The organism is Jutongia sp. (assembly GCF_057878315.1).
This window is the reverse complement of the sequence record NZ_DBLXSO010000071.1, coordinates 1-6,764: the sequence shown is the minus strand read 5'-3', so window position 1 is coordinate 6,764 and position 6,764 is coordinate 1. Positions and strand designations below refer to the sequence as shown.

The window sequence follows — 6,764 nt, the reverse complement described above, 5'->3', positions numbered from 1 at the left end:
CTCATGGATCAGTGTTGGGTAACCATGGAATGCAAAGATTACCGGCTTATCCTTTGTGAAGATTGCATTGTACTCACTGTCGCTCAGTCCGTGTGGATGCTTATGATTAGACTCCAGCTTGAACAGATCGACTACGTTGACAACGCGGATCTTAAGCTCTGGAAGCTCATCTCGAAGGATCGTAACTGCTGCCATTGTCTCCAGTGTCGGTGTATCGCCACAGCATGCCATAACGATATCCGGCTCCTGTCCTTCATCGTTACTAGCCCACTCCCAGATACCTACACCCTGGGTACAATGCTTCACAGCCTGCTCCATGTTCAACCACTGGTAGCTTGGATGCTTGGATGCTACGATCGCATTGACATAGTTCTTGCTCTTTACACAGTGATCGAAGCAGGATAACAGACAGTTGGTGTCCGGTGGCAGATACATGCGGACAACGTCTGCTTTCTTGTTAGCGATGTGATCCAGGAATCCAGGATCCTGATGTGTAAATCCGTTATGATCCTGCTGCCATACGTTAGAAGTCAGGATAAAGTTCAGGGAAGCGATTGGACGTCTCCATGTCAGCTGATTGCAAACCTTCAGCCATTTTGCATGCTGAGCAGCCATGGAATCTACAACACGGATAAATGCCTCGTAGCTTGCGAAGAAGCCATGACGTCCTGTCAGAAGATAACCTTCCAGCCAACCCTCACACATATGCTCACTGAGCATACCGTCCATGATACGTCCGTTTCTTGCAAGGCAGTCATCGGAATCAAGCAGATCTGCGTTCCAGTCTCTGTTCTCTGCCTCGAATACCTTATACAGACGGTTGGACATACTCTCATCCGGTCCGAAGATACGGAAATTCTTGCTCTCTTTATTCAGTACGAAGATATCACGGATATATCCACCAAGCTCGATCATATCCTGAGCCTTTGTCTTACCTGGATCTACCTCGATACCGTACTCACGGAAATCAGGGAGTCTTAAATCTTTCATCAGAAGACCACCGTTTGCATGTGGGTTTGCACCCATTCTTGCATCTCCCTTAGGAGCGAGCTCTGCAAGCTCTGGGATCAGTGTGCCTTTCTCATCGAACAGCTCCTCCGGATGATAGCTCTCAAGCCACTGCTTGAGAAGCGCAAGATGCTCTTCCGGCTTCTCCATGGTGATCGGCACCTGATGTGCACGGAAAGATCCCTCGATCTGCTGTCCGTCTACAACCTTTGGACCAGTCCATCCCTTTGGTGTGCGAAGAACGATCATTGGCCACTTTGGACGCTCCGGATCGTTGTTCTTGCGGGCATTCTCCTGGATTGCTTTAATCTTCTCAACAGCCTTATCCATAGCCTCAGCCATGAGCTTATGCATTGTCATTGGGTCATCACCCTCAACAAAGATCGGCTCCCAGCCGCAGCCTACGAAATAGCTCTCGATCTCCTCATGAGAGATACGCGAGAAGATAGTAGGGTTGCTGATCTTGTATCCGTTCAGGTTCAGAACCGGAAGAACGGCTCCGTCTGTGATCGGGTTCAGGAACTTATTGGACTGCCATGATGTAGCCAAAGGACCTGTCTCTGCTTCACCATCACCAACGATTACTGTTGCGATCAGATCCGGATTGTCAAATACAGCACCGAATGCATGAGCGATGGAATAACCAAGCTCACCACCCTCGTTAATGGAACCCGGTGTCTCAGGCGCACAATGACTTGGTACACCACAAGGGAATGAGAACTGCTTGAACATCTTCTTCATACCCTCTTCGTCCTGGCTGATGTTAGGATAGATCTCACTGTAAGATCCCTCCAGATAGGTATTGGCGATCATAAAGTTTCCGCCATGTCCCGGACCGGACAAAAGAATCATATCCAGATCGTAACGCTTAATCACACGGTTACAATGTACGTATACAAAGTTCTGACCAGGTACGGTTCCCCAGTGACCTACGATTTTCTTTTTAATATGATCCATGGTTAATGGCTCTTTCATCAGCGGATTATCCAGAAGATAAAGCTGACCGGCTGACAGATAGTTGGCTGCACGCCAGTATGCGTCAATCTTGTCAAGCATCTCCTGAGATAACGGCTGTTTCTCAAGACAAGTATTTTCTGACATTTGTTACCTCCCTAAATCATTTGTTCTTTTACCGTCCGCTAGTTTACCACATTTTATCCTTAATTACAAGGCAAAAAGGCGGCTCAAAACGTAGAACTTTCACGCTTTGAGCCATCTTTTTATGGTATATTTGACGATTAGTGCTCATACCATCCGACAATCCCCGGTGTCAGATTAATGTTGATCTGCTTCACCTCCTGATACTCCTCCATGCCATGAACGCCAAGTTCTCTGCCGATACCGCTCATCTTATATCCTCCCCATGGAGCCTCATTGAAGGTTGGATTATAACAGTTGATCCATGTGATTCCGGCGCGGATCTCACTGATCACACGATGTGCTCTGGTGATATCAGAGGTAAATACAGCGCCCGCCAGTCCGTAGATCGTATCGTTTGCCATGTCAACGGCTTCCTTTTCGGTCTTAAAGGTCTGGATCGTTACAACCGGTCCGAAGATCTCCTCGCGGACGATCTTCATGTCCGGCGTACAGTTATCAAAAATGGTTGGACGGATGAAATAGCCCTTGGCGCATTCTCCCTCCATATAACGCTCACCGCCGGTTACGAGAGCGGCCCCCTCTTCCACGCCGCTCTTGATATAGGAGAGAATCTTTTCCATGTCCTTCTCAGTGATGACCGGTCCAATATCCGGATTGTTGACCGGATTACCGATTGTCATCGCCTCGGCTTTCTTCTTGAGACGCTTTACAAATTCATCGTGAATGCTCTCCTCAATGATAATGCGGGAGCCTGCGGAGCAGACCTCACCCTGATTAAAGAAAATACCAATCATTGCCCATTCCACGGCACCGTCCAGATCCGCATCCGCAAAGATCACATTCGGTGATTTGCCACCTAACTCCAGACCGATCTTCTTGACATTTGTCGCTGCCGCACGCATCAGGCTCTGACCGACTCTTGTGCTTCCGGTGAAAGTGATCATATCGACGTCCTTATTCTCTCCCATCTCAGAGCCAACCTCTGCATCACCCTGTACCAGATTGACACAGCCCTGTGGAAGACCTGCCTCTTCAAAAATCTCGAACAGACGGATCGTGGAAAGCGGAGCCTTTGGACTCGGCTTAAAAACAATACTGTTGCCGGCTGCAAGTGCCGGTGCGAGCTTCCATACCGACATCAGGAACGGATAGTTCCACGGAGTGATCTGCGCACAGACACCGACCGGCTCTCTCGTCTCATAGGAATGCATTTTACCAAAGCCGTCATTTACCTCATAAACACCGCCATGAGGTGTCTTGCACAGTCCTGCATAATAGCGGAAGCAATGAATACCATCGCCGATATCCCCCTCTGCCTCGCGGAGCGGTTTACCGTTGTCTAATGTATCCATCATCGCCAGCTCATCGGCGTATTTCTCGATCAGATCTGCGATTTTTAAAATAATATCGCCTCTTGTCTGGGAATCCATGTCTCTCCACTCTCTTGTCTCATAGAAAGAACGTTTTGCGGCTGCGATCGCAAGCCTTGTATCCTCCACACTGCTCTCGTAGACCTTGTCGATGACTTCACCTGTTGCCGGGTTAATGACATCAAAAGTTTTTGCCATACTGCCGATAACCCATTCCCCATCAATATACATTTTTTTTGCTTCCATAATGTGTACCTCCGTTTATAAGTTAATGTTCAATATGTTTATTACTATTTGCGGTGTAACTACACAACAGCCCACAGACCGCCGCAAAACCTGCGGTTAGAGTCTGCAAAACCTGCATCCTCTGTCTGAGGGTGTGTGTAGCCACAGCCTTTCCGGCTTGGTTTCGCAGGAAAAAGATATCTGCAAACAAGTTTGCATATCTTTTTCCTACAAAATTACCCGTAAATAGTAACTAGTTTTTCAGTTTGTTCCACATATCGTTATAGACCTTTAATGTGTCGGTATCGAGATTTGATACAAACTCACCTTTCTCAAACACATCGGATGGAATGTTCTTTGCCTCATTCTTGCTGTAATCCTCGTTTGCCTCGACTGCCTTCTGGTTGACATTTAAGTAAGGGAATTCCTCGATAACCTTTCCGGCAACCTTGTCATCACACATATAATTGATAAACTTCATTGCATTATCATAATTCTTTGCACCCTTGCAGATTGCCCAGTTATCAATAAACTTATAAGCACCCTCCTCCGGAAATACGATCTTGATCGCCGGATTTTCCTCCATAGCAAGTGCGATCTCTGCTGCCCAGCAGTAACTTACATTACAATCACCACTGATCAGGGAAGACTTCGGACTGTCGCTGTCATAAACGGCAATATTATCCTTGATCGTCTGAAGCTTATCTGCCACCTTGGATAGCTTTGATGTATCTGTTTCATTCATGCTCAGTCCCATGCTTCGCTCTGTCATACCGATCACGGCTCTGTAATCATCCAGTGCTACGATCTGTCCCTTTAAAGACGAATCAAACAGATCCTTGTAGCCCTTGATGTCAGTCTTCACCTTATCCGTGTTGACACCGATCGCAGCCACGCCGCCCTGATACGGTATAGAATATACATTGCCCGGATCATAGCTTGGATCCAGATACTGGTCACCGATATTGGACAGATTTGTCAGAGCCTTCTGATCCAGCTTCTCAAGCATTTCCTGCTTGATCATGGATTCTACCATGTAATCACTCGGCTGCACAATATCATAGGTTCCCTCATCCTCTGACTTTACCTTTGCCAGCATATCCTCATTAGAGGAGAAGGTGGACACATTTACCTTAATACCATATTCCTTTTCAAAATCACTGATCACGGAATCCGGAACATATTCGGTCCAGATAAACAGATTTAATTCTCCGTTCTCCGCCTTTTTACTGCTGCTTCCGCATCCTGTCAGACTGACCGATGTTCCAAGCAGTGCCAAAGATAACATAACGCTCATTACTCTTTTCCCATATCTCATAATAATCCTCCCTTTCTGTCCGGATTCATAGATCCGGAACCGATGTACCGGCAATTTATCTGTCCCATTTTTCGTACAGATATAATTGAATCATTGACGAGTTTCTTACCAAAATTACTGCATTTTTTTCTTGAACAGATTCCCCTGTGTCAATACCACGAAAAGTATCGTGCCAACCAGGATCAGGGTTGAAAGTGCATTTACATCCGGTGCCACTCCGCTCTTGATACTTGCCATGACCTGCAATGGATATGTCATGGTATTACCGTTTACGAAGTAGCTTATGATAACGTCATCAATGGATAACGTAAATGCCAGAAGAGCTCCTGCCGTGATGCCGGGCTTTAATACCGGAAGCGTCACCGCAAAAAATGTCCGGATCCGGTCAGCGCCAAGATCCATACTCGCCTCCTCAATGGAGATATCATATCCGGAAAGCCTTGCCCGGACATTAAAGATCACATACGGCACACAGAAGGTCACATGCGCAATGATCAGTGTCAGCATTCCACGCGGAACGGATACTTTTGCAAATACCGTCAAAAGGGAAATACCCATGACGATCTCCGGAATAACGACCGGAATATAAAGAAGTCCGTCGATCACGCTTTTGCCCTTGAATTTGTATTTGTACATTCCGATCGCCCCCAGCGTACCGATCGCAGTCGCCAACAGTGTGGTGATCAGAGCAATGATCATTGTGTTTCCAAAGGAAGCCAGCAGTGATTCATTTTCAAATAATTTAAAATACCAGTCGATCGTAAAGCCCTTCCAGGTCAGATACGGCTTACTCGTCGTCGCATTGAAGGAATTGACCACGACAACGGCGATCGGCATAAACAGCACCAGATAAACGATACTGCAGAGAATCTTGCCAAAGATACTTTTGGTTTTCAGTCTCGCTTTTCTTCCCATAAATTACACCCCCAGACTGTCCATGTCACCGCCGGTCTTCTGATAAAGCTTGACAAGCACCAGCGTGATCACGATCAGGATAATGGATAACGCTGCACCAAGCGGCCAGTTGTTACCACTCTTAAACTGTCTCTCGATCAGGTTACCGATCACATCCGAATTGCCGCCGCCCAGGATATTAGATACGAAGAAATACCCGAGACACGGTATAAAAACCATGATGCAGCCGGAGAAGATTCCGCTCGCCGTCAGAGGAAGAATAACCTTCAAAAAGGTTTTATAGCCCTTGGCGCCAAGATCACAGGAAGCTTCCAGAAGCGTACTGTCAAGCTTTCCAATCGCTGTATATAACGGCAGTACCATAAACGGGAACAGGCAGTACACCATACCGAAAACCGTGGTTCCCTGCTTAAACAGAAGATCAAGCGGCTGTGATATGATATGAAGTTTCATCAGAATACTGTTGAGCCAGCCTGTCGTTCCAAGAAATGATTTCCATCCATAAATACGGATCAGCGAATTGGTCCAGAACGGAATGATCACAAGCATATACAAAAGACTTTTAAAGCGGCTTTTGGTCCGTGCGATAATATATGTAAACGGATACGCCACCACAATACATATCAATGTTGTCAGCAGTGCGATCACTAAGGACTGCACATAAATCTTTATATAGGAAGCATCTATAAGATGTCTGTAATTATCCACGGTAAAATGAAAGGTTACATTATAATGAGACTATGAGAAAAAGTCTGTAAATAAGATTCTTCTATGATAATGAAAGGCAAAAAATTCTTTGTCAGAGCTTTTTGCCCTTTAGTTATATA

Annotated in this window: 5 protein-coding genes; all 5 read right to left on the bottom strand. The window is 46.3% G+C overall.

Annotated elements, in window-relative coordinates:
- The coding region (locus tag ACZLMD_RS12265) for a phosphoketolase family protein (protein WP_489495841.1) at positions 1–2,109 on the bottom strand (2,109 nt) is incomplete at its 3' end.
- Positions 2,110–2,246: 137 nt separating this feature from the next.
- Positions 2,247–3,725, bottom strand: a complete 1,479-nt coding sequence (locus tag ACZLMD_RS12260) for an aldehyde dehydrogenase family protein (RefSeq protein ID WP_489495840.1) — start codon at positions 3,723–3,725, stop codon at positions 2,247–2,249.
- Between the two features lie 232 nt (positions 3,726–3,957).
- On the bottom strand, positions 3,958–5,022 hold the full coding sequence (locus tag ACZLMD_RS12255) for an ABC transporter substrate-binding protein (RefSeq protein ID WP_482523142.1): 1,065 nt from the start codon (positions 5,020–5,022) through the stop codon (positions 3,958–3,960).
- A gap of 114 nt (positions 5,023–5,136) precedes the next feature.
- Positions 5,137–5,937 carry an ABC transporter permease gene (locus tag ACZLMD_RS12250; RefSeq protein WP_118561873.1) on the bottom strand — a complete coding sequence of 267 codons (801 nt, stop codon included), beginning with the start codon at positions 5,935–5,937 and terminating at the stop codon, positions 5,137–5,139.
- A 3-nt stretch (positions 5,938–5,940) separates the two neighbouring features.
- Entirely contained in the window at positions 5,941–6,597 is a 657-nt protein-coding gene (locus tag ACZLMD_RS12245) for an ABC transporter permease (protein WP_489495837.1), read from the bottom strand.
- Positions 6,598–6,764 lie beyond the last annotated feature (167 nt).